Origin of the sequence: Methylorubrum rhodinum (assembly GCF_014199935.1) — a bacterium.
Lineage (GTDB): Bacteria > Pseudomonadota > Alphaproteobacteria > Rhizobiales > Beijerinckiaceae > Methylobacterium > Methylobacterium rhodinum.
Genome location: NZ_JACHOP010000050.1, coordinates 1 through 2301 on the forward strand (window position 1 = coordinate 1; position 2301 = coordinate 2301).

At 56.0% G+C, this 2301-nt stretch carries 1 rRNA gene; it reads right to left on the reverse strand.

Going from position 1 to position 2301, the window contains the following annotated elements:
* Positions 1 to 2276 (reverse strand): 23S ribosomal RNA (locus HNR00_RS25260); the annotation flags it as partial.
* Positions 2277 to 2301 lie beyond the last annotated feature (25 nt).

Below are 2301 nucleotides of genomic sequence, written 5' to 3' on the forward strand. Positions count from 1 at the left end.
TCTCGCAGTCAAGCGGGCTTATGCCATTGCACGCGACGAGCGATTTCCGACCGCTCTGAGCCCACCTTCGTACGCCTCCGTTACGCTTTGGGAGGCGACCGCCCCAGTCAAACTGCCTGCCATGCGCGGTCCCGATCCCCGATCAGGGGATGCGGTTAGACCACCATCTCGTCAAGGGTGGTATTTCAAGGACGGCTCCATCCAGGCTGGCGCCCGGACTTCAAAGCCTACCACCTATCCTACACATGCCGACACGAAGGCCAGCGCAAAGCTACAGTAAAGGTGCACGGGGTCTTTCCGTCTGACCGCAGGAACCCCGCATCTTCACGGGGAATTCAATTTCACTGAGCCGATGCTGGAGACAGCGGGGAGATCGTTACGCCATTCGTGCAGGTCGGAACTTACCCGACAAGGAATTTCGCTACCTTAGGACCGTTATAGTTACGGCCGCCGTTTACCGGGGCTTCAATTCAAGGCTCTCACCTCTCCTCTTAACCTTCCGGCACCGGGCAGGCGTCAGGCCCTATACGTCGTCTTACAGACTTCGCAGAGCCCTGTGTTTTAGATAAACAGTCGCCACCCCCTGGTCTGTGCCCCCTGGCTCTACTTGCGTAAAGACAGGGCCTCCTTATCCCGAAGTTACGGAGGCAAATTGCCGAGTTCCTTCAGCATCGTTCTCTCAAGCGCCTTGGTATACTCTACCTGTCCACCTGTGTCGGTTTCGGGTACGGTCTCACGTGGAGGCTCTTTCCTGGGACCCCTTCACCGCCTCTCCAATCCGATAAGGAGAAACGATATACGGCATCCGTCACCATCCACTGGCCGGGGAATGTTGACCCCGTTCCCATCGACTACGCCTTTCGGCCTCGCCTTAGGGGCCGGCTAACCCTGCGAAGATTAACTTTACGCAGGAACCCTTGGACTTTCGGCGAGAGTGTCTTTCACACTCTTTGTCGTTACTCATGTCAGCATTCGCACTTCCGATACCTCCAGGAGCTCTCACGAGTCTCCCTTCGCAGGCCTACGGAACGCTCCGCTACCACTCACCTCTTGCGAAGTGAATCCGAAGCTTCGGCTCGTGGCTTGAGCCCCGTTACATTTTCGGCGCAGGAACCCTTGTTTAGACCAGTGAGCTGTTACGCTTTCTTTAAAGGATGGCTGCTTCTAAGCCAACCTCCTGGTTGTTTTGGGATTCCCACATCCTTTCCCACTTAGCCACGAATTGGGGGCCTTAGCTGTCGGTCAGGGTTGTTTCCCTCTCCACGACGGACGTTAGCACCCGCCGTGTGTCTCCCGCGCAGTACTCTCACGTATTCGGAGTTTGGTTGGGTTTGGTACCGCTGTGGGCGGCCCTAGCCCATCCAGTGCTCTACCCCGTGAGGTATTCACGCGAGGCGCTACCTAAATAGCTTTCGCGGAGAACCAGCTATTTCCGAGTTTGATTGGCCTTTCACCCCTAGCCACACGTCATCCAAGACCTTTTCAACGGGCACTGGTTCGGACCTCCAGTGGGTGTTACCCCACCTTCATCCTGCACATGGCTAGATCACTCGGTTTCGGGTCTAAAGCCACGAACTGAACGCCCTGTTCAGACTCGCTTTCGCTGCGCCTTCACCTATCGGCTTAAGCTTGCTCGTAACTTTAAGTCGCTGACCCATTATACAAAAGGTACGCGGTCACCCAGGACAAACCTTGGGCTCCCACTGTTTGTAAGCATCCGGTTTCAGGTGCTGTTTCACTCCCCTCGTCGGGGTGCTTTTCACCTTTCCCTCACGGTACTGGTTCACTATCGGTCGCTGAGGAGTACTTAGGCTTGGAGGGTGGTCCCCCCATGTTCAGACAGGATTTCACGTGTCCCGCCCTACTCGAGTCCTTGTGTTCTTCCGTCCCGTACGGGGCTGTCACCCATCGCGCCGGCCTTTCCAGACCGTTCCGGTAAAATCACACAAGGCACTGGCCTGATCCGCGTTCGCTCGCCACTACTGACGGAGTCTCGTTGATGTCCTTTCCTCCGGGTACTGAGATGTTTCAGTTCCCCGGGTTCGCTTCAAACCCCTATTTTATTCAAGGTCTGATACCTTCATCTGACCAATCGTATTGTGGGCTCAGGCTTTCGCCTGAACCCACAATACGAAAGGTCGAAGGTGGGTTTCCCCATTCGGAAATCCCTGGATCAAAGCTCGTTCGCAGCTCCCCAAGGCTTATCGCAGCGTACCACGTCCTTCATCGCCTCTCAGCGCCAAGGCATCCACCGAATGCTCTTAAGGCACTTGATCGCTCTCATGATCGATGTCCGGTCCG